General features: G+C 37.0%; 25 protein-coding genes. 23 read left to right on the top strand and 2 right to left on the bottom strand.

Annotation, left to right across the window (positions count from 1 at the left end):
• The first annotated feature begins 64 nt into the window (after positions 1-64).
• Entirely contained in the window at positions 65-844 is a 780-nt protein-coding gene (locus D1Z92_RS15620; protein WP_370741310.1) for a tRNA1(Val) (adenine(37)-N6)-methyltransferase, read from the top strand.
• On the top strand, positions 831-1,712 hold the full coding sequence (gene rsmI / locus D1Z92_RS15615; RefSeq protein WP_128896610.1) for a 16S rRNA (cytidine(1402)-2'-O)-methyltransferase: 882 nt from the start codon (positions 831-833) through the stop codon (positions 1,710-1,712). Before D1Z92_RS15620 ends, rsmI begins: the two co-directional genes overlap by 14 nt.
• Positions 1,713-1,853: 141 nt before the next feature.
• On the opposite strand, the gene D1Z92_RS15610 is transcribed toward rsmI, so the two are convergent.
• Positions 1,854-2,123 (bottom strand): AbrB/MazE/SpoVT family DNA-binding domain-containing protein, encoded by a 270-nt coding sequence (locus D1Z92_RS15610; RefSeq protein ID WP_128896609.1) that lies wholly within the window; start codon positions 2,121-2,123, stop codon positions 1,854-1,856.
• 285 nt (positions 2,124-2,408) lie between these two features.
• Between D1Z92_RS15610 and D1Z92_RS15605 the strand changes: the two genes are divergently transcribed.
• From D1Z92_RS15605 to D1Z92_RS15545, 13 genes are all read left to right on the top strand, one after another.
• The gene (locus D1Z92_RS15605; protein ID WP_128896608.1) at positions 2,409-3,659 is read left to right on the top strand and encodes an HD domain-containing protein; all 1,251 of its coding nucleotides are present in this window, start codon (positions 2,409-2,411) and stop codon (positions 3,657-3,659) included.
• Positions 3,660-3,695: 36 nt separating this feature from the next.
• Positions 3,696-4,466 (top strand): TatD family hydrolase, encoded by a 771-nt coding sequence (locus D1Z92_RS15600; protein ID WP_128896607.1) that lies wholly within the window; start codon positions 3,696-3,698, stop codon positions 4,464-4,466.
• Between the two features lie 353 nt (positions 4,467-4,819).
• Positions 4,820-5,902 carry a resuscitation-promoting factor gene (locus D1Z92_RS15595; protein WP_128896606.1) on the top strand — a complete coding sequence of 361 codons (1,083 nt, stop codon included), beginning with the start codon at positions 4,820-4,822 and terminating at the stop codon, positions 5,900-5,902.
• Positions 5,903-5,948: 46 nt separating this feature from the next.
• A complete protein-coding gene (gene rnmV, locus D1Z92_RS15590) occupies positions 5,949-6,503 on the top strand; it encodes a ribonuclease M5 (protein ID WP_128896605.1) in 555 nt (184 codons plus the stop codon).
• Positions 6,500-7,384 (top strand): 16S rRNA (adenine(1518)-N(6)/adenine(1519)-N(6))-dimethyltransferase RsmA, encoded by an 885-nt coding sequence (gene rsmA, locus D1Z92_RS15585; protein ID WP_128896604.1) that lies wholly within the window; start codon positions 6,500-6,502, stop codon positions 7,382-7,384. The genes rnmV and rsmA overlap by 4 nt, the downstream gene beginning before the upstream one ends.
• A gap of 96 nt (positions 7,385-7,480) precedes the next feature.
• Positions 7,481-8,347: a sporulation peptidase YabG gene (yabG, locus tag D1Z92_RS15580; RefSeq protein WP_128896603.1), complete on the top strand. Its 867-nt coding sequence runs from the start codon at positions 7,481-7,483 to the stop codon at positions 8,345-8,347.
• Positions 8,348-8,483: 136 nt separating this feature from the next.
• Positions 8,484-8,759 (top strand): biofilm formation stimulator Veg, encoded by a 276-nt coding sequence (gene veg, locus D1Z92_RS15575; RefSeq protein WP_128896602.1) that lies wholly within the window; start codon positions 8,484-8,486, stop codon positions 8,757-8,759.
• A 148-nt stretch (positions 8,760-8,907) separates the two neighbouring features.
• The gene (gene ispE, locus D1Z92_RS15570; RefSeq protein WP_128896601.1) at positions 8,908-9,759 is read left to right on the top strand and encodes a 4-(cytidine 5'-diphospho)-2-C-methyl-D-erythritol kinase; all 852 of its coding nucleotides are present in this window, start codon (positions 8,908-8,910) and stop codon (positions 9,757-9,759) included.
• Positions 9,760-9,914: 155 nt separating this feature from the next.
• Positions 9,915-10,754 (top strand): pur operon repressor, encoded by an 840-nt coding sequence (purR, locus tag D1Z92_RS15565; protein ID WP_128896600.1) that lies wholly within the window; start codon positions 9,915-9,917, stop codon positions 10,752-10,754.
• Between the two features lie 3 nt (positions 10,755-10,757).
• A complete protein-coding gene (locus D1Z92_RS15560) occupies positions 10,758-11,129 on the top strand; it encodes a RidA family protein (protein WP_128896599.1) in 372 nt (123 codons plus the stop codon).
• 149 nt (positions 11,130-11,278) lie between these two features.
• The gene (spoVG, locus tag D1Z92_RS15555) at positions 11,279-11,566 is read left to right on the top strand and encodes a septation regulator SpoVG (protein WP_128896598.1); all 288 of its coding nucleotides are present in this window, start codon (positions 11,279-11,281) and stop codon (positions 11,564-11,566) included.
• 295 nt (positions 11,567-11,861) lie between these two features.
• Positions 11,862-13,250: a bifunctional UDP-N-acetylglucosamine diphosphorylase/glucosamine-1-phosphate N-acetyltransferase GlmU gene (gene glmU, locus D1Z92_RS15550; RefSeq protein WP_128896597.1), complete on the top strand. Its 1,389-nt coding sequence runs from the start codon at positions 11,862-11,864 to the stop codon at positions 13,248-13,250.
• Positions 13,251-13,313: 63 nt separating this feature from the next.
• On the top strand, positions 13,314-13,922 hold the full coding sequence (locus D1Z92_RS15545; RefSeq protein ID WP_128896596.1) for a 50S ribosomal protein L25: 609 nt from the start codon (positions 13,314-13,316) through the stop codon (positions 13,920-13,922).
• Between the two features lie 230 nt (positions 13,923-14,152).
• Here the strand turns inward: D1Z92_RS15545 and D1Z92_RS15540 are convergent, their stop codons facing one another.
• Positions 14,153-14,359, bottom strand: a complete 207-nt coding sequence (locus D1Z92_RS15540; RefSeq protein WP_240666775.1) for a hypothetical protein — start codon at positions 14,357-14,359, stop codon at positions 14,153-14,155.
• Between the two features lie 89 nt (positions 14,360-14,448).
• On the opposite strand from D1Z92_RS15540, the gene pth reads away from it, so the two are divergent.
• The 8 genes from pth (at position 14,449) to yabQ (ending at position 22,566) form a co-directional block, all read left to right on the top strand.
• Positions 14,449-15,009 carry an aminoacyl-tRNA hydrolase gene (gene pth / locus D1Z92_RS15535; protein ID WP_128896594.1) on the top strand — a complete coding sequence of 187 codons (561 nt, stop codon included), beginning with the start codon at positions 14,449-14,451 and terminating at the stop codon, positions 15,007-15,009.
• A gap of 92 nt (positions 15,010-15,101) precedes the next feature.
• Positions 15,102-18,629: a transcription-repair coupling factor gene (mfd, locus tag D1Z92_RS15530; protein ID WP_128896593.1), complete on the top strand. Its 3,528-nt coding sequence runs from the start codon at positions 15,102-15,104 to the stop codon at positions 18,627-18,629.
• Positions 18,630-18,794: 165 nt separating this feature from the next.
• Positions 18,795-19,337: a stage V sporulation protein T gene (gene spoVT / locus D1Z92_RS15525; protein WP_128896592.1), complete on the top strand. Its 543-nt coding sequence runs from the start codon at positions 18,795-18,797 to the stop codon at positions 19,335-19,337.
• 128 nt (positions 19,338-19,465) lie between these two features.
• A complete protein-coding gene (gene yabN / locus D1Z92_RS15520; protein ID WP_128896591.1) occupies positions 19,466-20,944 on the top strand; it encodes a bifunctional methyltransferase/pyrophosphohydrolase YabN in 1,479 nt (492 codons plus the stop codon).
• Between the two features lie 114 nt (positions 20,945-21,058).
• A complete protein-coding gene (locus D1Z92_RS15515; RefSeq protein ID WP_128896590.1) occupies positions 21,059-21,331 on the top strand; it encodes an HU family DNA-binding protein in 273 nt (90 codons plus the stop codon).
• Positions 21,331-21,603, top strand: coding sequence for an RNA-binding S4 domain-containing protein (locus D1Z92_RS15510; protein ID WP_128896589.1), 273 nt, complete (start codon positions 21,331-21,333; stop codon positions 21,601-21,603). The genes D1Z92_RS15515 and D1Z92_RS15510 overlap by 1 nt, the downstream gene beginning before the upstream one ends.
• Before the next feature lie 118 nt (positions 21,604-21,721).
• Positions 21,722-21,994, top strand: a complete 273-nt coding sequence (gene yabP / locus D1Z92_RS15505; protein ID WP_128896588.1) for a sporulation protein YabP — start codon at positions 21,722-21,724, stop codon at positions 21,992-21,994.
• A complete protein-coding gene (yabQ, locus tag D1Z92_RS15500) occupies positions 21,991-22,566 on the top strand; it encodes a spore cortex biosynthesis protein YabQ (protein WP_128896587.1) in 576 nt (191 codons plus the stop codon). The genes yabP and yabQ overlap by 4 nt, the downstream gene beginning before the upstream one ends.

Genomic DNA, 22,566 nt, shown 5'->3' with positions numbered 1-22,566 from the left:
ATTGTCTACGGTTTTTACATCATATACAATGATGAACAGTAAATAAATATATTGTGGTGATAAGGTGAAAGAAGTTAACTTAAACAAGCATGAAAGGCTAGATGATCTTCTCTGCAACGATATGCAAATTATTCAAAGTGCAGAAGTTTTCAGTTTCTCTATGGACGCAGTATTGCTTTCTCATTTTTGTTCCGTTCCAACGAAAGGAAATATTATCGATTTATGCACTGGAAATGGTGTCATACCATTATTACTTACAGCAAGAACAAAAGGGAATATTACTGGGGTAGAGATTCAAGAGAGATTGGCCGATATGGCCCATAGAAGTGTGGAGTTAAACCAATTGCAACATCAAATACGAATTGATCAAGGGGACATTCGTCATTATCATGAAACATGTGGATACGGCCAGTTTGATCTCGTTACCGTTAACCCTCCTTATATGCGGGATAGTACAGGCAGGCAAAACATCAACGAGTATGTTGCCATTGCCAGACATGAAATACGCTGCACATTAGAAGACGTCATTGCTGCATCTAGTAAGTGTGTGAAAAGCGGTGGAAAAGTCGCTATGGTTCATCGTCCGTCTCGCATTGCTGAAATCTTAATGATCATGCAGCAGTATCGATTAGCACCGAAAAGAATTCGCTTTGTTCATCCTCATGTGCATAAAGAAGCCAATATGGTGCTTGTAGAAGCGATAAGCGATGGTAAACCAGACGTGCGCTTACTACCTCCTCTTATTGTATATGAAGCAGATCATCAGTACAGCGAAGAAATAAAACGTATTTACAATGAAAATAACATGAAAGTAGAGAGTTGTAATGAACATGAACAACAATAATGATCAGCAACATGTAAGGGAAGATAAAAAAGGGGTACTGTATATGGTACCTACGCCTATTGGGAATTTAGAAGATATGACCTATCGTGCTGTTCGTATTTTGAGTGAAGTGCAATACATCGCTGCTGAAGATACGAGGCATAGCATAAAGCTACTTAACCACTTTAACATTCAGACCCCGCTTGTTAGCTACCATGAACATAATAAATATAAAAAAGGCGAGGTAATCATTCAGCATATATTAGATGGACATACCGTAGCATTAGTGAGTGATGCCGGTATGCCAGGAATATCAGATCCGGGACTGGAGCTCGTGCAAAAGGCGATTGAACAAAACATTCAAATAATCCCTCTCCCAGGAGCCAATGCTGCACTAACAGGATTAATTGCTTCAGGATTATCTACTACCTCCTTTACGTTTATTGGCTTTTTGCCTAGGGATAAAAAAAGCAGAGAAGGTATACTTGAAACTTACCAATATGAATCTGCAACCATCATGTTATATGAATCTCCATATCGAGTACAACAAACGTTGTCGCTTTTGCTTACGATGTGGGGAAATAGAAACGTCGTCATTGCAAGAGAACTCACCAAAAAATACGAAGAATTCATAAGAGGAAGCCTTTCTACCTGTATAGAGCAATTAGAAGGTAAAGAAGTGAAAGGGGAGTGCTGTATTTTTGTAGAAGGTGCATCAGAAGCAGAGAAAGAACAAGGACAATGGTGGGCAGCATTAACCATTCCACAGCACGTCATACATTATATAGATCAAGGACATACAAAAAAAGAAGCAATCAAACAAGTTGCTGTAGATCGTGATACACCTAAAAGAGAAATTTATGCCATTGTGATGAACATGACGATATAATATAGTGCTAACTTAGGATGAAAAGTTTAAAAGTTATCAAGTGAACAAAAAAAGAACCCTCAAACCCAATGGGTTGAGGGATTAAAGGAGATATGAAAAGGTTAGAATTAACGAAATATAAAAATACCTTTTTATTATAACCTATTCTTTCTCATTTGTCATTGATTTATAAAGATCCATTAGTTCAGGAATACAATTTTTGCTGATCATTTTGCCTTTAAAGTAAATAAGATCGTCTGCATTCCCAGTAAAGATACATGCAGGCTCATATTTCTTTAACATGATGCGCTCACCATCAACATAAATTTCTAGCGCATCTTTTTCACCAATACCAAGTGTTCTGCGTAGTTCAATCGGAATAACGACGCGCCCTAGCTCGTCTACTTTTCTTACAATACCTGTGGATTTCATGAAAAAAACCTCCATTGGAATAATGTTGTATTTTATCGTCACAATTCGACATATTCTTTATTTATATATCATACCAACCATTCCCATAATAGTCAATCAATTTTCACGTACGTAAATTTTCCAATGGTTGCATATGATTTGACCGAGACATTGCACGTTTTGATTTCCATGTAAAATGATGAGAGATGACCAAGTATTTCATAGTTACTTAATAAAAACCTAACGTTGTCACCATTTCATAGTATAATTTGTCGAATAAGAAAGAAATATTGCAAATTTGAGGGAGTGAAGAGAATGTTAAAAGAAGAAAAAGTGTTTAAGGATGCTGTTCACCAATATATTTACGTGAAACACCCACTGATATGGGATCTTATTAACACAAAAGAGATGCAGCGGCTACGTCGTATTCGTCAGTTAGGCACGTCTTTCTATACGTTTCATGGTGCAGAACATAGTCGGTTCTCTCACTCTTTAGGTGTCTATGAGGTCACCCGAAAAATTATATCTTCTTTCCAACGAAACGGATACGTAGCATGGTCTGAAGAAGAGATTTTACTTGCACTAAGTGCAGCGTTATTACATGACATTGGTCATGGTCCATTCTCCCACTCCTTTGAAACCGTGTTTCACTTTCATCATGAAGACTGGACATGTCGTATGCTATGTGAAGATACGGAAGTTTCCAAAGCACTTCGAACATATCAAAGTGACTTGCCAGAAAAAATAAAGCAAGTCGTACAAAAAACATATGAAAATGGCAGTATTGTTAGCTTGATTTCCAGTCAATTAGATGCCGATAGAATGGACTATCTTTTGCGAGATGCCCATTTTACAGGTGTGAACTATGGTACTTTTGATTTTGATCGTATTGTTCGTATGCTGAGGCCTTATGATGGAAAAATTGTAGTAAAAGAAAATGGTGTGCATGCGATAGAAGCATATTTGATGGCTAGATATCAGATGTACTGGCAAGTATATTTTCATCCTGTCACGCGGAGTTCTGAGATTATCTTGAGAAAAATATTTCAGCGGGTGAAAGACCTGTACTTGATGGATTACACTTTTCATATTTTTATTGATCCACTTCCTAAGTTAATGGAAGGTAACATGGATATTCATGACTATTTTATATTAGATGAATCTTTCATTCAGATGCTATTGATGCAATGGATTAATGAAAAAGACCCGATTCTTTCTGACTTATGTTCACGCTTTTTACATCGTCACCTATTTAAATACAAGATTGTACATGAAAAAGAGGGTATATTAGAATATGCACAAGAAACATTGAGCAAGAGAGGGTTTGATCCGAAGTACTATTTAGAAATGGAATACCCTTTGGATATGCCTTATGATATATATCAGTCGGAAAAAGACCACAAAAAACAGCCTATTCTTATCATGACAAAAGAAGATAAGCTGATAGAAATCTCCAAAAGATCTGAGGTCATTAAATCCATTAGTGGAGAAAAACGAGGCGTGCATCATTTATATTTTCCAGAAGAAATGGTACAACATCTCACTATACCTAAATAATCATAGGATAAAAAATTGAAATAGAGGAGCTTACTTATGTTGATTGATACACATGCCCATTTAAATGCGGAACAATTTGACGAAGATCGTGATGAAGTTATTCAACGAGCACGGCAAGCGGGAGTAGAAAAAATAATTAATGTTGGTTTTAACCGAGAGACAATTGAACAAACGATGCAGCTAACAAACGACTACGATTTTATTTATGCTGCTGTCGGTTGGCATCCCGTTGATGCCATAGACATGAAACATGAAGATTTACTGTGGATAGAGCAATTATGTAAGCATGAAAAAGTAGTAGCCATTGGTGAGATGGGATTGGACTATCACTGGGATACTTCCCCAAAAGAAGTACAGGAAGATGTGTTCAGACAGCAGGTGAGATTGGCTAGAAAGTGTAATATGCCCATTATTATTCATGATCGAGAAGCACATATGGATATCGTCCGTATTTTGAAGGAAGAAAAGGCACATGAAGTCGGCGGAGTGATGCACTGCTTTTCGGGAAGTTGGGAAATGGCAAAAGAATGCTTAAATATGAATTTTTATATTTCTTTCGGTGGACCTGTCACGTTTAAAAATGCAAAAAAACCAAAAGAAGTGTTGCGACAAGTGCCACTTGAACGACTATTAGTAGAAACAGATAGTCCTTATTTGACACCGCATCCATTTAGAGGAAAAAGAAATGAAAGTGCCTATGTTACCTACGTAGCAGAAGCAGCAGCGGAAATAAAACAGATAAAATTACAGGAAATGTTAAAAATAACTACAAATAATGCCAATACATTATTTTCACTTCCGAAATAGAGAGAAAGCATAAGGAAAATGGAGAATCGTTGTGAAAAATTATCATTATCATAACATCTACCTCTTGTCAAGCTAATATTACTAGTTAAAATATAAAAAATCGAATTTTTTCCTCCTTTACAGTTTCGTAAAAAGTACGTAAACTCATCATAGACAAAACTGTTCCACATTTTACTACTTTCATACACATCAAGAGTCGACATCAAAGCCTGATACAAAGAGTTTATCTTTGACAGGCTTTTTAGCTATGTATGTTTCAAGGAATAGTCTTCCCTTGGCTGTTTTTTGGCTGCATAAATATGTTGGCTAACTTGAATTATAATGTTTTAGCTTTTGCGTGAGGAGGAAATAATATGAATCTAAATATATTAGATGTAACTAAAATGGGTAAGAAAATGTATTGGGTTGCAGCAAGTATGCTAATGCTTGCTATACTATTCGTTGCCACCTATACTTATTTATCCAAATCGATAACGATTATTATCGATGATGAAATGAGAACAGCACATACTTTTAAATTTAAAGTATCTAGCTTACTAGAAGATGAGCAGATCGTAATAGATGAACACGATCGTATTTCTCATGAGGGGAATGATTGGTTGCAAGACGGGGATATTATTGTCATAAACAAGCCATTTCCCGTTAGCATCACCGTCACAGGGAAAACAGAAACGAGATACACCACAACGATGACAGTGGAAGAAATGCTCTTATATCAAGGTATTGAACTAGGACCATTAGACAAAGTAGAACCGAGTAGATTAAATGTGGTAAAAGAAAACGACCAAATTACCATTACACAAGTAGACCGAGAGTTTGAACAAACGCAAGTTAGTATACCGTATGAAACGGTAGAAAAAAATGATGAAACACTACTTGAAGGACAGCAAAGAGTTGAACAAGCGGGTAAAGCAGGTCAAATGGAAGTCACAGTAGAAAAAGTGTATGAAGACGGAGAGTTGGTAGTAGAGAAAGAAATTAAACAGGATGTCATTGAACCTATGGTTAGCGAAATTGTTGTCATAGGAACGTTAAAACCGAGCATATTGTTATCCGCATCTTCCCCTGATATTATGGAAATCGATAAAGATGGGATCAAGTTTGGCGTGAAAAAGGTGCTTGAAAATGTTACACTAACCGCATACGATGCTGGTGCGGCTTCCACAGGTAAATCAGAAGGTGATGCTGGATACGGAATCACGTATACGGGAGCGACGGTGCAGGCGGGTCATACTATAGCTGTAGACCCTAACGTCATACCTCTCGGATGGTGGGTTTATATTGAAGGATATGGCTTCCGTAAAGCAGAGGATATTGGGAGCGCGATTAAAGGCAATAAAATTGACCTTTACATGGATTCGTATGATCAAGCGAAACAATTTGGTAAGCAAACAGGATTTATAGTATATGTGATCGGTGAAAATAAGCCGCTCTAATATAAATACAAACTAAAAGTAAAAGACAGGGGATTAGATTGAACATATGATCCAAGAAGTGATAGTCGTTGAAGGAAAAGATGATACAACAGCGATTAAAAGAGCAGTAGACGCAGATACGATTGAAACTGGAGGATCAGCAATCAATAAACAAATCATCGCCTCTATTCGCTTAGCACAAAAGCGAAGGGGCGTTATTATTTTCACAGATCCTGATTTTGCAGGAGAAAAAATAAGAAAAACGATTGCATCCCAAGTTTCAGGCTGTAAGCATGCATTTATAACCCAAGACGAAGCGAAGCGTAAAAAAAATATCGGAGTTGAAAATGCTAGTCCAGCAACGATAAAAAAAGCATTGGAAGAAGTGAAAAGTGAGAGTACAGCGTGGAATCCGCAGGTTACTATGCAAGATCTAATAGTATCCCAATTGGTTTCTCATCCCCATGCCGCCAGTCGAAGGTTAGAAATGGGCAATTTACTTCGTATCGGATGCTGTAATGGCAAGCAATTTTTAAAGCGGTTATCTGTATTTCAGATTACAAAGGAAGAATTTGAGCGCGCTTTACAACAGCTCGATGGACAGAGGGGCGAATCATCATGAGTAATAGTAATGACAATGCTAATATTATTGCAATTCCATCGAATACGAAAGAAGTGTTGAAACAATACGGTTTTACGTTTAAAAAAAGTTTAGGACAAAACTTTTTAATTGATACGAATGTACTTTCAAATATTGTGGATGCAGCTTCTATTGGTGAAGAAGACGGTGTGGTGGAAGTAGGTCCTGGAATTGGTTCATTAACACAATTTTTAGGTCAACAAGCCAGAAAAGTAGTAGCACTCGAGATAGATCAGCGATTGATTCCTATTTTGGAAAAAACAACATCATCAGAAAAGAATAATATACAAGTACTGCATCAGGATGTGTTGAGTGCAGATCTACAGCAGCTTTACCACCATCACTTTGAAGATGTGGAAAACGTTCATGTGATAGCCAACCTTCCATATTATGTTACAACACCAATTATCTTTAAATTTCTAGAAGATGCTTTTCCATTTCATCATATGGTCATCATGATTCAAAAAGAAGTGGCGATGAGAATATGTTCTGCTCCAGGTAGTAAGCAATATGGAAGTTTAAGTATTGCTGTGCAATATTATTGCGAAACAGATATCGTAACGGACGTGCCAAAAACGGTATTTATTCCTCAGCCTAATGTGGACTCTACCGTGATTCGATTGCAAAGAAGGAAACGTCCAAAAGTGGAAGTGAAAGACGAACAGCACTTTTTCAATGTCGTAAAAAGCGCTTTTGCTAGTCGAAGAAAAACCATTCTAAATAACCTAAGTCGTGTATATTTTACAGGCGACAAGCCCAAGCTCCTAGCTGTACTGGAACGATGTAAAATCGAACCTTCTCGAAGAGGAGAGACGCTCAGTATTGAGGAGTTTGCTTTATTAAGCAACGAAATACAAGCATAGTCCGACAACAATAACAAAATATCTTTTACAGTCATCCCTCCTTTTTTTCACCATAATGGGCTAACAGCCATATGATGATGGAAGGAGGGATGTATCGTGAAGCGAGGGGATTATGTCACTAGAAAATCGTACGGCGGAGATATTTTGTTTACCATCGTTGAAATATATGGGGATATGGCATTCATTAGAGGTACAGAATTTCGCTTGTTAGCAGATGCACCGATCAACGACTTGCAATTATGGGACCATTCTATGCGGAAAGAAAAAGACGTTGTCACCGACGAGCAAGTAAAGCAAATAGAAGTAAATATATTGGAAAGCAGAGGGCAATATCATAAAAAATTAAATGAGCAATATAGAGAAGTAACCAATAGTGAATTACAAAATACGTACTTTGATGTTCCTGGTAAAGTATTGCATTTAGACGGAGACGAAAAATATTTAAATAAAAGCTTGGAGCTATATCACAAATTAAAAGTTCCTGTAAAAGGCTATTTCATTCAAGAGCGTAACATGGCCAGCGCACTTGAAGAACTACTTCCTAAAATACATCCTGATATTGTCGTCATTACAGGACATGATGGCATGATTAAAGGGAAAAAAAATAAAATGGAGCTCAGTAACTATAAAAATTCAACGAGCTTTGTAAGAGCGACGCAAGTAGCCCGTTCCTTCGAAAGAAATCGTGATGTATTGACGATCATTGCTGGTGCATGCCAATCTCACTTTGAGGCATTATTGAAAGCGGGAGCAAATTTTGCTAGTTCACCCGGAAGAATTTTAATTCATGCACTTGATCCTGTTCAAATTGCGTGTAAAACTTCTTATACATCGATACAAGAAAGTGTAAACATGGTCGATGTCATCAGTTATACGATAAGTGGTCTAAAAGGGATAGGCGGAATAGAAACAAGAGGAAATTATAGGATAGGACTTCCCAATTTAAATGACACTTCACAATAAAAGCGCATATTCATCGAATAAATTGATCAAATTCCATTGACAAATCATTTAATAGATTGATATAATATTTTGTTTGATTTGACAAACCCCCTTTTTTTTTGGTATAACTATATACAGAAAGAGGTGGTGCTTTACAATGTCAAAAAATTCATTGGTTGACATTAAACGTATTTTAGAACCTCATGTCGGAGCAAAAGTGCTATTGAAAGCGAATGGTGGTCGCAGAAAGACTATTGAGCGCACGGGAGTACTGGAAGAAACTTACCCATCCGTATTTATCGTTAAATTGGATGAGGAACAGAATGCTTTTAAACGAGTATCCTATAGCTATGCGGATATTTTAACAGAAGCTGTGGAATTAACCGTATGTAGAGAAGAAGGACAAGTTCGAATTTCTTACATTCAACAATAGATATATACATTCATGTGAAGTATGGAAATGAGTCGATGATTGTGTAATCGGCTCTTTCTAATATCTACGTCCTTTTTTTACTTTATTTGTTTTGTTATAGTATAAAGTAAAACGTCATGACAGAGTTGGTAAGGGGAAACGTAGAAGGATGAAAGTATTTGAAAAAGCAGCAGCTAAAATAAATTTAACTTTAGATGTATTACATAAACGAGAAGACGGTTACCATGAAGTGGAGATGGTAATGACCAGTATAGATTTAGCTGATCGATTAGTGATTAGCGAATATGAAAAAGATGAAATCATATTATCCAGTTCTTCTGGATCTATTCCTCTCGATGCACGAAATTTAGTGTATCAAGCCGCAGCGTTAATAAAAGAGGAGTATAATATTTCTTCTGGTGTAAAGATCGATATACAGAAAAACATTCCTGTTGCAGCAGGTTTGGCTGGAGGAAGCAGTGATGCAGCGGCTACACTGAGAGGTCTGAATAGATTATGGAATTTGCAGCTATCCACAGATGAGATAGAAAAGCTTGGAGAGCGGCTGGGTTCAGATGTTCCCTTTTGCGTCACTGGTACTACAGCAGTAGCTAGAGGAAGGGGAGAGCTCCTACAGCATGTTCACCATATTCCACAATGTTGGGTTGTACTTGCAAAGCCAATCATTAATGCATCTACAGCTGAAATATATCAGCAGCTAAATGTAAATGCTATCTCCCAGAGACCTTCAGCGGAAAAAATGGTAGAAGCGATACAGCAGCAAGATTATGGTCAAATTTGTGCTGGGCTAGGAAATGTACTAGAACAAGTGACGATTTCACTATATCCAGAAGTAAATAAAATCAAACAATCGATGGAGAAGCTAGGAGCAGATGGTGTGTTAATGTCCGGTAGCGGACCAACGGTATTTGCACTCGTATCCAATGAGCGAAAAGCGCGTAGAGTGTATAACGGTTTGAGGGGATTTTGTAAAAAAGTATACGTAGTACGAAGTTTATAATAAGCAATTTGAATTGTTCACGAAGCTAATCACGAGCAATTTGAAAAGCTAAAGTGGAAAATGCATTAGTTTTTGTTTATCTCCTTGAAAAAAAGCGGATAATAATGTTATATTCTCATTATAATATTCGTGATTGGATTGAAGGAGGGGATGAAATGAAAAAATTAAAACGTAGTTATCGACTTGTGGATATGACACAATTTTTGTTGGCTAGTCCCCACACATTAATCCCGTTGACCACATTTTCCGAACGATATCAATCTGCTAAATCTTCTATTAGTGAAGATCTTGCCATCATAAAAGAAGTTTTATCCATGGAAGGGTTAGGGGATCTACAAACATTGGCTGGTGCTACTGGAGGCGTCATCTACATACCTCAACGCTCAAAACAAGAGTCTAAGGTAATCGTAGATGAAATTTGTTTAGAATTAAGTCAGCCAGAACGAATTTTACCTGGTGGGTATTTATACATGTCGGACATTTTAGGAAACCCGCATGTGTTAAGAGAATTAGGCAAAACATTTGCAACCGCTTTTTCTCATTTGTCTAACATAGACTACATTCTTACGGTGGAAACAAAGGGTATTCCACTCGCTTATGCTACATCATCTTACTTAAATGTTCCCGTTATCGTCGCTCGTAGAGATCACAACGTTACGGAAGGATCAGCAGTGAGTATTAATTACGTAGCTGGTTCTAGTAAACGCATTCAAACGATGTCTCTTGCGAGAAGAGCGTTGCAAGAACAATCGAAAGTCATCATTATCGATGATTTTATGAAAGCCGGTGGAACGGTTCGTGGAATGATCGATTTAATGAATGAATTTAAAGCACAAGTAGTAGGAGTAGGGGTATTTGTAGAAGCTAGAGAAGAAGATGGCAAATATCCATTAGTAGAAGAATATACTTCATTAGCAAGACTAGTAGAAGTGAATACGCAAGAAAGAAGAGTGAAAGTATACTCAGGTAACTATTTTGAAGAAGGTGAGGAATAACAAATGAAAATTGTTTCAACTTCCAATGCACCGGCTGCAATTGGACCATATTCTCAAGCTGTTCTAGTAGGAGAGATGTTGTTTACTTCCGGACAAATACCACTAACACCAGAGGGTGAGATGGTTACAGGTGGGATAGAGGAACAAACGCATCAAGTGTTTAAAAATTTACAAGCTGTATTAGAAGAAGCAGGATGCACATTGTCTAATGTCATTAAAGCTACTGTTTTCATACAAAATATGGATCAGTTTGTTCAAATTAATGAAATTTATGGTCATTACTTTGGTGACCATAAGCCAGCTAGATCTACAGTAGAAGTTGCAAAACTACCTAAAAATGCACTAATTGAGATAGAATGTATCGCTAAAAAGTAAATAAAATTCAGGTTTCACCCCTTTTTTTCATATAAACATAGATTTTTTTAATAAAATTAAAAAAATTCAAAAAAAATAGAAGGAATTTGGTTTAAAATGTGGAATTATAAACCAATGCAACGTATTGAAAAAAAGGTGGTGAACTAGACTTGCAAATTACAGATGTTAGACTCCGCCGAGTTAATTCTGAAGGCCGCATGAAGGCAATTGCTTCTATTACAATTGATAATGAGTTTGTAGTTCATGATATTCGAGTTATCGATGGTAATAATGGCATGTTTGTCGCGATGCCAAGCAAAAGAACCCCTGATGGTGAGTTCAGAGATATCGCTCATCCTATCACTTCAGAGACTCGAGAAAAGATTCAGAGTGCGGTACTTGAAGAATATGAAAATGCTGCCTCTACAGAAGAAGATGTTATTGAGGAAGGCGCATAATCTAGAAATTTGTAAGAGAGTCCTAGGACTCTCTTTTTCATTTGCTCAAACTTCATAATTAAGATATATTCATAAAAGGAATTAAATCATCTTACTGAGATTACGATGGTACATTCTTTATATGATCATGTATATTTAGGACGAAGAAATAATGATATATAAGTTTACGCCTCAGAAGCCAGGCGTAAAGGTTGATATAGAAATTTCTTCATCTTATGGATAGAGGTAATAAGTTGCCTGAACAAATTCATTCAACTTATTTAATAAATATTTTACCTAGGAGGTTATTTTTAAAATGGAAATTATGGCGATTATTCTTGCTGCTGGTAAAGGCACAAGAATGAAATCCACTACACATAAAGTATTGCATCCTGTATGCGGTAAACCGATGATTGGTCATATCTTGGATCAATTAGAAGAAGTTAATGTCCAACGTTTAGTTACTGTTGTCGGGCACGAGGCGGATAAAGTCAAGGAATACGTAGGAGAACGATCTGAGTTTGTTGTACAGGAGCAACTGCTTGGAACGGGGCATGCGGTAAAACAAGTGGAACCACTGCTTGGTCAACAAACAGGACTAACCATTGTCGTCAATAGCGATATGCCTTTGTTAACGGCTGCGTCCATACAGAGCATGCTTCATCATCATGTGTGTTGTCATGCAGCTGCAACAGTGTTGACAGCTATCGTAGATGATCCTACAGGGTATGGTAGAATCGTTCGAGACCATAATGGGAATGTAGAAAAAATTGTAGAGCAAAAAGATTGTACCCCTTCCGAAACAGAAATAAAAGAAATCAATACTGGTATTTTTTGCTTTGATAATGAAAAATTATTTGCTGCATTGAAAGAGTTGAAAAATAATAACAAGCAAAACGAATATTATTTAACCGATGTGATGGAAATCATGCGCAACAGAGGCGAATCTATTCAAGCGTTTACTTTGCAGAACAAAAACGAAGCACAAGGAGTAAATGATCGCGTTCAATTAGCTGAAGTAGAGCGTTTAATGCGAAAAGGCATTATAACGAAGCATATGGTTAACGGTGTTACCATCATTGATCCTTCGTCCGTTTATATTGATCAGGATGTAGTCATAGGACAAGACACACTCTTATATCCTAATACATATCTATATGGTGCATCTGTTATAGGAGAAGGGTGTACGATTGGCCCAAACACAGAGATCAAAGACAGTGTTATCGGCAAGCATGTTGAAATCAAGCAATCTACAATAGCAGGGGCTAACATTGGTAATGATACTGTCGTGGGACCATTTGCTTATATTAGACCAGGAACAGAACTTGCAAGTAAAGCACAAGTAGGACGTTTTGTTGAAGTGAAAAACACTTACATTGGAGAAGGAAGTAAGTTGCCACATCTTAGTTATGTAGGAGATGCACAAATCGGAAAAGGCGTTAACATCGGTTGTGGTGTCATTACTGCTAATTACGATGGTGTCAACAAACATCGTACTACAATTGAGGATGAGGCTTTCATAGGAAGTAATTCTAATCTCATCGCACCAATACATATTGGAAAAGGGGCATATGTTGTCGCTGGTTCTACTTGTACAAAAGACGTTAAAGAAGAAGAGATGGCAATTGCTAGAGCAAGACAAACAAACAAAGAAGGCTATGCTAAAAAATATAAAAAACGTGCATCCGTAAAAAAGGAAAAATGATTTAAACTCACTACTTTTGGAAAAAGTATAACTATACGATGTTCAAAAGTAGGAGGACGAAAAATGACAAATTTCTTGCATTCTGAATTCAGAGAAGGGAAACAGAAATCTGAAATTACGGAAATGCGGAGGGCTGGTAGATGCCCCGCAGTCGTTTATGGAAAGTCTTATGAAAGTAAGAATATTATGATTGATACGAAACAATTTAGACAAATGATGAAGAGCAATAACGGTATGTTAGAAATGGAAGTAGGAGAAGAGATTGTTCCTGTACTCGTGCAAGATATACAGAGTGATCCTATTGCAGGCAATATTCTTCATGTAGACTTCCATCAAGTGGAAGGCAATCAAGATGTCAAAGTAGAAGTGCCACTAGATTACATTGGTGTTTCACCAGGGACGACACAAGAAGGCGGCGTACTACAAATACAAAAGCATGCGGTGACCACCAAATGTAAACCACATGACATTCCTTCTGAAATTGCTGTGAATATTAGTGATCTACACCTAGGGGATATGCTGAAAGTGAGAGATATTCAATTGCCAAGCGAGAAATCAATACAAATTGATTCTGATCCCAATGAAGTGTTGGTAAAAGTACTGAAACAGCACAAGTTAGAAGAGCAGGAAGTTGAAGCCATGAAAAACAGTGAAGATGCAGCGGAAGCGTAGAAGATCAATAAGTGTGTCATTGTTATAAAATCAGTGACACATGTATTTTAAGTCCGATATAATAGATGAAAAGTAAACAATAACATTACGGTCATCAACGTTCTTATGGAGAATGAAGCAAGGGTTACAGCTACTGTAACCCTTATCATACTATTCTGTAGTATTTGTTACCATCCATGAAGTTTGGTTCATCATCCTCATACAATGGATATGATGTTGAGGTTGTACCTTTAGTATCCTGGTCTAGAGATGAAAGTAAAGCATTCTCTATTATAATTGTTATTATTGACAGTAATAAAGTTATTGTTAAAATTATCAATAAAGCCAATATCTTCGTGTTCGTCTTTACTATAGATTTGTATAGGTATCTCACTTTCTAAATGATCATTGAAATGTGTGTCATCAAATATGGCTTGTCCGTTATAATACAAATCCATCACCGCCCAAATCAATTTTTTTAGTTTGTTATTAATAAGACAATTTAAGCTGTCATTTCGTTGCATTTTTTTTGGAGGATTTTTTTAATATGAAATTAATTGTAGGATTAGGTAATCCGGGTAAGAAGTACGACAAATCAAAACATAATACTGGTTTTGCTGTAATGGATCATGTTGCAAACAACTGGGGCATAAAACTAAGCAAGAGCAAATTTCATGCGGAACTAGGCATGGGTGAATGGAATGGAGTGAAAGTAGCCATCATGAAGCCGATGCTATATTATAATTGCTCCGGTGAAAGTGTTCGCGCTTTCATGGATTTTTATAAGCTGGAGCCCCATGATATGATCGTAGTATACGATGATTTAGACACTGACATCGGAAAAATTAGAATGAGATTCAAAGGAAGTGCCGGTGGAAATAATGGAATGAAGTCCATCATTCAACATCTCGGTACAGATCATATCAAAAGAATTAGAGTAGGCATATCCAGGCCGGCACATAAAGAACAAGTCACAGATTATGTATTATCTCCATTTGCTAAAACTGATAGATTAGTGTTTGAAGACACAATGGATAAAGTGAATCAAGCTTTGGAGAGTTTTCTCATAGAGCCATTTGAAACTGTCATGGGCAAATTTAATGGCTGATGTAGGTGACTAATCATATTATTGCATGGGCATACTTAACTATGTGAGTACGAATATAACAACAGTAGAAGAAAGAGATGAGAGGAGGGCTCATGATGCAAAATTTGCTTCAGCCATTTTTAAATGATTCTGATTTTAATTCCATCGTTGCTGGTGTGAAATCAGGAATGAAAGAACAGATGGTATCTGGGTTAGCCGGTTCATCTAAACAAGTTATGATTACAGCGCTGTATCAACAAATCGAAAAACCCCTGTTAATCGTTACACATAACTTATTTTCAGCTCAAAAAATAATAGAAGATTTGCATGAATTTTTTCCGAAAGAGCAATGTTTGCTTTTTCCTGCCAACGAAATTTCTATGGTAGAAACAGCTATCTCTAGCCCTGAAACAGAAGGCCAACGTATCGAAGTGCTCTCCAAATTGTCGGAAGGCTTTAGAGGCATTATCGTCACTCCTTATGCAGGAATTCGAAGAATTTTACCTACATTCGAAGCATTTTCATCCACTCAATTTCTTATTCAACAAGGTCAATCTATAGAAATCGAAAGCTTCATTTCCAGTTTAATCAAACTAGGATATGAGCGAGTTGAGAGAGTCGAAACAAGGGGAGAAATGAGTGTTAGAGGTGGAATTGTTGACTTTTATCCTATGCAATCCGCACCTTACCGAGTAGAATGGTTCGGAGATGATATTGATTCTATTCGCTCATTTGATATAGAAAGTCAGCGTTCTAATCATACCTTAGAGCAGCTGCTTATTATGCCATGCAAAGAAACATTTGCAGATGGTGACCGATATGCTGCTGCTGTAGACTCGTTGTCTACTTTGTTAGAACAACAATATGACAAGATGGCAAGCTCTCATGAAAAAGAACAGTTAAAACAACATATTTTACATGATATGGAACAGCTGAAACATAAACAGCACTTTGACGGAATCTATAAATATATTTCTTTGTTATATCCTGAAATGCATACGATACTTAATTATGTCTCATCCGACACGATACTATTAATGGATGAGCCTGTTCGATTATTAGAAACGGCAAAGCAAATGGAAAAAGACGATCAAGAATCAATAAGTATGATGTTAGAGAGCGGGAAAATACTTCCACAGCTAAAAATGACGAAACACTATAGTGATTTAATGGCAGAGTCTCATCTGCAGCAAATATACTTAACCTTATTTTTAAGACAGTTGCCACAGGTGCAACCACAAAATATCGTTAATTTTATGTGCAGAACGATGCAGGAATTTCATGGTCAAATGAATGTACTGAAGTCGGAGATGGAGCGTTGGCACAAATTAAACTATACTGTCACCATTCTAGCAAGTGGTAAAGAGAGAACAGAGCGGTTGCTTCGCATACTTGAAGATTATCACATTGAGCAGCCTAACATTATTAACGGGAATCTTCATGCTGGTTTCGAATTTACTGGTGCTAATGTCGTGGTCATTACAGAGGGAGAAATATTTTCACAAAAGCAAAAGAAAAGAAAAACACAGCAGACACAAAAGATTGAAAATGCGAAGCGAATCAAAAGTTATCTGGAATTAAAAGAAGGGGACTTTGTCGTTCATGTTAATCATGGTATCGGTAAATTCGTTGGCATTGGAACACTAGAAGTTGGCGGTACGCAGAAAGATTACATGCATATTGTGTATGCAGGTAACGATAAACTTTCCGTTCCGATCGATCAAATAGATTTAGTGCAAAAATATGTTGCTTCTGAGGATAAGGAACCGAAGCTGTACAAACTCGGTGGAACAGAATGGACAAAAGTAAAGTCTAAAGCTAGGAAGAAAGTTAAAGATATTGCCGAAGACCTGATACAACTGTATGCGCAAAGGCAGGAATCTGAAGGATATACGTTCTCCGCAGATACAGAATATCAAAAAGAATTTGAAGCGATGTTTCCATATGAAGAAACGCCAGATCAATTACGTTCTATCACGGAAATTAAAAAAGATATGCAACAACCTGTCCCTATGGACCGTCTATTATGTGGTGATGTAGGATATGGTAAAACAGAAGTCGCTATTCGCTGCGCTTTTAAATCTGCCATTGAGGGCAAGCAAGTTGCTGTTTTAGTTCCTACGACTATCCTTGCACAACAGCATTACGAGACTTTTAGAGAACGATTTTCTGGGTATCCTTTTAAAATTGAAGTGCTAAGTCGATTCCGTTCGAGGAAAGAGCAGAATGCGACATTAAAAGGGGTTAAAGACGGAACAGTCGATATCGTCATCGGTACACACCGATTGTTGTCTAAAGACGTTGTTTTTAATCAACTTGGATTGTTAATTGTGGATGAAGAACAGCGCTTTGGCGTTTCACATAAAGAGAAACTGAAAAAATTAAAAGCTAATGTAGATGTTCTTACGCTAACGGCAACGCCTATTCCGAGAACATTACACATGTCGATGCTTGGAGTTAGAGACTTATCTGTTATTGAGACACCACCTGAAAATCGCTTTCCTGTACAGACCTATGTTGTCGAACATAGTCAAGGCTTGGTAAGGGAAGTTATCGAGCGTGAAATGGCTCGTGGCGGGCAAGTCTACTATTTGTATAATCGGATACAGGGAATATACAATATTGCTGATCAAATCACATCGCTTATTCCTGACGCGAAAGTAGCAGTAGGCCATGGACAGATGAAAGAACAGGAATTGGAAAAGACCATTTTAGACTTTTTAGATGGTGAATACGATGTATTAGTAAGTACAAGTATCATCGAAACAGGTGTGGATATTCCTAATGTCAATACGCTCATTGTGCATGACGCGGATAAAATGGGCTTATCCCAACTGTACCAGTTACGCGGTCGGGTAGGTAGATCCAATCGAATCGCATACGCTTATTTCACCTATCAAAGGGATAAAGTGTTAACGGAAGTTGCAGAAAAACGACTACACGCGATTAAAGAGTTTACAGAGCTTGGATCAGGCTTTAAAATTGCCATGAGGGATTTGGCCATTCGTGGAGCAGGAAATTTATTAGGAGCTGAGCAGCATGGATTCATTGCATCTGTAGGTTTTGACTTGTATTCACAAATGCTCTCTGAAGAAATTGAGAAGAGAAAAATGTTAATGAAAGGGAATAACGAACAACAAGTAGAAACCATTTCAACACAAATTGATATGGATCTAGATGCTTACATTCCTAGTGAATACATTGCAGACAGTATGCACAAAATCGAAATTTATAAAAAAATCGCTTCTATTGAACAAGTGGAAGAAGCTACAGACATTATGGATGAGTTGATTGATCGTTTCGGTGAACCGCCATCTGCTGTTGTTAACTTAGTAGAAGTTGCGAAACTGAGAGCATTTGGACAGTTGTACGGAATAGAATCCATTATAGACAAAAACAATGAAATAGTGTTAACATTACACCCTACTCAAAATGAAAAAATACATGCACAAAAATTGTTAATGTTATGTAGTACGTTCGAAGGAAAAATGAAAGTCATTCCTGGCTCTGAAATTAAAATTGCAATTTCCAGCAAATCGTTATCTTCGGATGATAAGTTAACTGTGCTCATGAAATTTTTCCATCAATATGATGATATCTTGGTGAAAGAAGAGTCTACATTACAACATGCTGTAAAATAAAACGTTCAAAATGTGGCATTTCATAATGACATGATGTATAACATTTTGGGAGTAGATGAATACTATGGACATGTTAATGGTTAGACATATTTAGGTTCAAAAGTCGCTAACAATAATGTCATGACACAATACATTACACATAAGAAAGTGAGGCAGCATTGACATATGAAAGCAACAGGTATCGTACGTCGCATTGATGACTTAGGACGAGTTGTAATACCAAAAGAAATTCGTCGCACGTTACGAATTCGTGAAGGAGACCCGCTGGAAATATTCGTGGATCGTGATGGAGAAGTTATATTGAAAAAATACTCACCGATTGGTGAGCTTGGTGATTTTGCAAAGGATTATGCAGATGCACTATTTGAGAATACGAATCATTCCGTACTCATTTCTGATCGTGATCATATTATTGCAGTCAGTGGGGATGGTAAAAAAGAATATATGGATAAACAAATCGGAAGTGCTGTAGAAAGCAGTATGGAGCAGCGACGGACCATGTTGGAAAATAATCCTGGTATGCAAGACATTTGCAAAGATTACCCGGAAAACTACATGTCAGTCGTGATTGCACCGATTATATCTGGTGGAGATCCTATTGGATCTGTCATCTTCCTAAGCAAAGCTAGCGGTGTGAAAATGAGTGAAACCGAAACCAAGGTAGCAGAGACCGCAGCCGCATTTTTAGGAAAACATATGGAACAGTAATGTAAAACATAAACTACCACAATGATCGTTCTCATATGGTTATTGTGGAGTTTTTTTGTTTAATGGTAATAAGTTGCGTGATCAAGTTCATTCAACTTATATAGTAGAAATGTAGGGGATGGTTAAGGATGAGATTAACGATTGTTGGGCTCGGTTCGGGTAATCCGGAGCAAATTACGTTGGAAGCATGGCACATGTTAACACAGACAGAGCATGTTTATCTTCGCACAGGCACACATCCTATCGCGAAAAAATTAAAAGAACAAGGTATAACATATCACACTTTTGATGATATATATGAAAAACACGATTCATTTTCAAATGTATATCAAAATATACATGACGTCATCATTTCCGAAATACAGCAAAAAAATAAAGAAATTGTGTATGCTGTCCCTGGACACCCAATGATTGCCGAAGAAACTGTAAAACGTTTAAAACTCACCTGTGAACAAGAACACATATCGTTGCGTATTTTAGGGGGAGAGAGTTTTTTAGATCAGCTTTTTATCGCTTTTAATTTCGATCCGATCGAAGGATTTCAATTGCTAGATGCCACCGCAATAGAAGGGGTACATATCGATGCAAAGCAGCATCTTATTATTTGCCAAATATACAATCAGTTCACTGCATCCGATGTGAAATTAACCTTAATGGAGCAATTTCCAGAAGATTACGAAGTTACCGTTGGCCATGCTTTAGGTATCGAAGGAGAAGAATCGCTAGTAAACATTCCTTTATATGCATTAGACCGTATTGATGGATACGGTAATACATCTGTCGTATGGGTACCTCGTAGTGAAGATACAAGCCTAGCTAATCGAAGTTTCGAACAACTACACCGTATAGTGAATATTTTAAGAAGCCCTGAGGGATGTCCATGGGACCGCAAACAAACCCATCAATCTATTAGAAAAAACTTAATAGAAGAAACATTTGAAGTTATTGAAGCGATTGATGAGGACGATGTGGACGGCATGCAGGAAGAATTGGGGGACTTATTACTACAAGTTATGATGCACGCTCAAATGGAAGAAGAGGAAGGCGTGTTTAACGTCTGGGATGTCATAGAAGGAATTAACGAAAAGTTAATACGACGTCATCCCCACGTGTTTGGTCATGATGAAGCGTTAGATGCAGAAGAAGCGTTGCAAAATTGGGAGCAAGTGAAGAAGACAGAGAAAGAGATGAAGGGGAAAGATATAGCGACGTCTATTCTTGATAGTGTACCTAGTGGTATGCCAGCCTACTTCAAAGCGATGGCGTATCAGAAAAAAGCTGCTAAGGTTGGTTTTGATTGGAGTCATATCGATGATGTCATTGCCAAACTACAAGAAGAAATAGTAGAGTTAAAAGAGGCTATTCTGCAACAAAATAAAGAGGAACAACGTTTAGAATTTGGAGATGTGCTATTTTCAGTATTAAATATAGCAAGATGCTTAGACATTGATCCAGATGAAGCATTGTCAGCCATTAACCAGAAATTTTATTACCGATTCCATTATATAGAAGACAAACTAAAAATGAATCATAAAACGTTTCAAGACACTTCTTTAGAAGAAATGGAAACATGGTGGCAAGAAGCCAAGGATCAAACAAAAAAATAAAAAAATTTGTGAATTAGAAGGATTTTAGTACAACAAAGAAGAATATATGTTTTGGTAATGTTTCATACTGATTACTAAACTTAGACACGACGTTTAAAATTAGGAGGAAAAATAATGAATAAAACAGATTTAATCAATAGTATTGCAGGGAAAAGTGGTTTAACTAAAAAAGACGTGGAAGCGGTCCTGAATAATTTTATGGGTGAAGTTACAGATGCTCTATCTAAAGGGGATAAAGTACAATTGATCGGTTTCGGTACATTTGAAACTCGTAAGCGTAACAGCCGTTTAGGTCGCAACCCGCAAACAGGGAAAGAAATTGAAATTCCTGAAACGACTGTACCTGCATTCAAAGCTGGAAATAAATTAAAAGAAGCGGTAAAGTAATGAGATTAGACAAGTTCTTAAAAGTTTCAAGACTTGTGAAAAGACGTACCGTAGCAAAAGAGTTTGCTGATGCTGGGCGTGTGTTGTTGAATGGTGTAGAGTCAAAGGCAAGTAGCAGCGTGAAAGTAGGCGATCAACTATCCATTCAATACGGTCAGAAGACACTCATTATTGAAGTTAATCATCTGGCAGAGTCCATTCATAAGGCAGCAGCTGCGGATATGTATAGCATAATAGAAGAAAAAGCACATACCGATCATTCATTATTTTAATAGAGGATTTAGGTTCATTTCGTAATGAACTGAAAATCCTCTTTTTTTTACACAAAATATGGTTCTAAAAATCGACCGTACTCCATAACAATGAAGTAAAAGGGAGGGGTACGGGCATATGGAACAGGGAACAAAAAAGCAAGAAATCAAACTATTAAACAGAAAATTAATGGAAATATCTGGTGTGCTAAATGTAGAAAGCTTTGATAGTGAAGAGTTTTTGCTTGAAACAGAATGCGGGTTTCTATCTATACATGGACAAAATCTACACATTAAAAATTTGAACTTGGAACATGGACTGGTGGCGATTGAAGGCCTGATCACGCGAATGGGTTACTTAGATAACAATGCACAAAAAAGTAAAGGGATATGGAGTAAACTGTTCAAGTGACATTAGCGAATCAATTTGTAACGCTATTCTCTATGTTTCTTTGCGGACATGCCCTTGGCTTCGCCTTTGACGGTTATCGTGTGTTGTATCATCATTTGCATCTTCATCGTCGCTATATTCCATTGTTCGATTTGCTGTACTGTTTTTTGAGTATGGTATTTGTGTTTTGGGTGCTGTATAGTAGTGCAAGCGGAGAAGTCAGAGTGATATTTTTCTTATTTATTGCAGCTAGTGGAGTGCTATATTTTCAGTTGTGGAGCAAGTTCACCATACAATTTTTTACTTTATTAATTAAAATAATAACTTTTGTTTGTTATTGGTTTGCCTTTATTATCACTAGACCTTTTATTTGGATGTATAAAATTTTTACAGTTTTTTTTGCTCTTGTAACGGCTATGACTATTTTCTTATATAAGATTGTGTTACAATTATTATATCCTTTGTGGTCTTTAATACGTTATATATTTTTAATATGTTATAGATGGCTCAGTCGAACCTATATTAGTCATTGGATAAACAAGTTGGTTACTAGGCTGAAGAAGCTATGGACATGGGTAAAGCGTCTGTTTTAG

The sequence above is a fragment of the Longirhabdus pacifica genome (genome assembly GCF_004115085.1).
Classification (GTDB): domain Bacteria; phylum Bacillota; class Bacilli; order Paenibacillales; family DSM-105158; genus Longirhabdus; species Longirhabdus pacifica.
Note: the sequence above shows the minus strand (reverse complement) of the source record. Positions and strands in the feature narration are given on the sequence as shown.

Bases quoted from the DNA above. Each gene is read 5' to 3' on its own strand.
- rsmI (WP_128896610.1), top strand. From the start codon at position 831: ATGAACAACAATAATGATCAGCAACATGTAAGGGAAGATAAAAAAGGG.
- D1Z92_RS15610 (WP_128896609.1), bottom strand. From the start codon at position 2,123: ATGAAATCCACAGGTATTGTAAGAAAAGTAGACGAGCTAGGGCGCGTC.
- D1Z92_RS15600 (WP_128896607.1), top strand. From the start codon at position 3,696: ATGTTGATTGATACACATGCCCATTTAAATGCGGAACAATTTGACGAA.
- D1Z92_RS15595 (WP_128896606.1), top strand. From the start codon at position 4,820: ATGAATCTAAATATATTAGATGTAACTAAAATGGGTAAGAAAATGTAT.
- rnmV (WP_128896605.1), top strand. From the start codon at position 5,949: ATGATCCAAGAAGTGATAGTCGTTGAAGGAAAAGATGATACAACAGCG.
- rsmA (WP_128896604.1), top strand. From the start codon at position 6,500: ATGAGTAATAGTAATGACAATGCTAATATTATTGCAATTCCATCGAAT.
- veg (WP_128896602.1), top strand. From the start codon at position 8,484: ATGTCAAAAAATTCATTGGTTGACATTAAACGTATTTTAGAACCTCAT.
- ispE (WP_128896601.1), top strand. From the start codon at position 8,908: ATGAAAGTATTTGAAAAAGCAGCAGCTAAAATAAATTTAACTTTAGAT.
- purR (WP_128896600.1), top strand. From the start codon at position 9,915: ATGAAAAAATTAAAACGTAGTTATCGACTTGTGGATATGACACAATTT.
- D1Z92_RS15560 (WP_128896599.1), top strand. From the start codon at position 10,758: ATGAAAATTGTTTCAACTTCCAATGCACCGGCTGCAATTGGACCATAT.
- glmU (WP_128896597.1), top strand. From the start codon at position 11,862: ATGGAAATTATGGCGATTATTCTTGCTGCTGGTAAAGGCACAAGAATG.
- D1Z92_RS15545 (WP_128896596.1), top strand. From the start codon at position 13,314: ATGACAAATTTCTTGCATTCTGAATTCAGAGAAGGGAAACAGAAATCT.
- D1Z92_RS15540 (WP_240666775.1), bottom strand. From the start codon at position 14,359: ATGGATTTGTATTATAACGGACAAGCCATATTTGATGACACACATTTC.
- pth (WP_128896594.1), top strand. From the start codon at position 14,449: ATGAAATTAATTGTAGGATTAGGTAATCCGGGTAAGAAGTACGACAAA.
- mfd (WP_128896593.1), top strand. From the start codon at position 15,102: ATGATGCAAAATTTGCTTCAGCCATTTTTAAATGATTCTGATTTTAAT.
- spoVT (WP_128896592.1), top strand. From the start codon at position 18,795: ATGAAAGCAACAGGTATCGTACGTCGCATTGATGACTTAGGACGAGTT.
- yabN (WP_128896591.1), top strand. From the start codon at position 19,466: ATGAGATTAACGATTGTTGGGCTCGGTTCGGGTAATCCGGAGCAAATT.
- D1Z92_RS15515 (WP_128896590.1), top strand. From the start codon at position 21,059: ATGAATAAAACAGATTTAATCAATAGTATTGCAGGGAAAAGTGGTTTA.
- D1Z92_RS15510 (WP_128896589.1), top strand. From the start codon at position 21,331: ATGAGATTAGACAAGTTCTTAAAAGTTTCAAGACTTGTGAAAAGACGT.
- yabP (WP_128896588.1), top strand. From the start codon at position 21,722: ATGGAACAGGGAACAAAAAAGCAAGAAATCAAACTATTAAACAGAAAA.